General features: G+C 57.0%; 2 protein-coding genes and 1 pseudogene. 1 reads left to right on the forward strand and 2 read right to left on the reverse strand.

Annotation, left to right across the window (positions count from 1 at the left end; translation table 11 throughout):
- Positions 1 to 322 precede the first annotated feature (322 nt).
- Together AC1DOC_RS33505 and AC1DOC_RS33510 are read right to left on the reverse strand one after the other, a co-directional pair.
- Positions 323 to 604, reverse strand: a complete 282-nt coding sequence (locus AC1DOC_RS33505; protein WP_015867274.1) for a hypothetical protein — start codon at positions 602 to 604, stop codon at positions 323 to 325.
- Between the two features lie 195 nt (positions 605 to 799).
- Positions 800 to 1,036, reverse strand: coding sequence for a DUF6429 family protein (locus AC1DOC_RS33510; protein ID WP_230537982.1), 237 nt, complete (start codon positions 1,034 to 1,036; stop codon positions 800 to 802).
- Between the two features lie 190 nt (positions 1,037 to 1,226).
- Here AC1DOC_RS33510 and AC1DOC_RS33515 point away from each other — a divergent pair.
- Positions 1,227 to 1,432 (forward strand): annotated as a pseudogene (locus tag AC1DOC_RS33515) (hypothetical protein); the annotation flags it as partial.

The following is a 1,432-nucleotide window of genomic DNA, read 5'->3' on the forward strand; positions in this document are numbered from 1 at the left end:
GCCTCACTGACAAGAGGCTGATGCCCCGCACACTCCAGAGCCGAAAGCAGCGCAAGCGCTTTTGCAMAGACGTCTTCTGTTCGATKGAARAARAKCTCCTGGTCGAACACGGGCTTCCCGGCGAGAAGGCGGTCTCGCACATCGAGAACTCCGAGGTTTGTAATGCGCCGAACTTCGCTCACCAACGACACGGGCGGGTCACATGGCGCTGTAGAAATGATCACGCGGCTCATCTTCGTTGGGAAGCGAAAGGGGATGACTGATCCAGGCCGAATTTTGCTAGCCGCTGCGAACAGCTGATTGTGGCCGCAAGCCGTCGATCTCAATGATCTAGCTGGTGACCGGTGAATTTCAAGAAAGCGAAATAGTGATAGAGGCCAACAAACGCACCGACCGCGAGAGCTAGTAGGAAGTAGCCGGCAAGAATCCAGAAAGGGGCCGCAGCGAAGAGCGCTCCGATCTCGCTGAAGTCCATGGCGGAGAACAACACTACGAGCGGGATAATGACGGACATGATCAGCACAGGAATCATATAGAGCCCGGAAAACTGCAGGCCGCGAAATCTTACTGAGGACTTCTCATCCCACAGGTTTGGCTGAATCATCAGTGGGATAGAGAAGAAGTGATACGGCTTTCCGGGTATATGAGTTGGTGGAGGGTTCATCTTGAACGAGAAAAAGCGAGGCGGTCGACAAAGGTGTGCTCCAGGCCAATCGTCACTACACGAGCCGCTGAGTACCAGAGACAGGCGATTCGGCGTCCCTCACGAATGACTGATGTTGGCCGGATTCTGCCGCAGCTACTGGCGCACTGGCGCCGCCCCGTTGGTTCCGAAGCATTTGGCCGCGAGCTCCTTGGCACGACGCATCCCTTCGTCCGTCAGGTAGACCGACTCCTGCCTGCCGTGGGCCTCCGTGATGAGCCCTTTTTCGTGGAGCCCGTCCATGGTTGCGAAGTCATATCGCTTCCATACGCGTCCGTTGTCGAACTCAAAGACGCCGAGCAACGCCAGAACCGCCTCTTCGACCTTGACCATGTCATACCCCATAGCATCGCCCCTTTCCGTTCGACGATGGACCGTTTGCACGGCACCGCCTCTGATTAGCCTCGGCCGCCGCGAGGCGGCAGTTCGACCTTACGATGGTACTTTGGCAATTTGGCATTCGCCAGCAACATGGTCTCACCCGCCAGGCGTCGTACAGGCTTCAATTCCGACACGCACAGAGATGAAAGCAAGCAAGACCAAGAGATCCACGTCCTGGAGCGACGTCAAGGCCAGACTGATCCACTTCGACCACGATGGACTGGTCGGCCTGGTGCATGACCTGTACACGGCCGACAAGAGCATCCAGATTTTCCTTCACGCCCGTTTCGGGCTGGGCGAAGATATCCTGGAGCCGTACAAGATCACCATCAGCCGCTGCCTTTGGCC

This window comes from Variovorax sp. 01T439_2, from assembly GCF_056398445.1.

Excerpts from the sequence above, each read along its gene's own strand:
- AC1DOC_RS33505 (WP_015867274.1), bottom strand. The coding sequence starts at position 604 with ATGATTCAGCCAAACCTGTGGGATGAGAAGTCCTCAGTAAGATTTCGC.
- AC1DOC_RS33510 (WP_230537982.1), bottom strand. The coding sequence starts at position 1,036 with ATGGTCAAGGTCGAAGAGGCGGTTCTGGCGTTGCTCGGCGTCTTTGAG.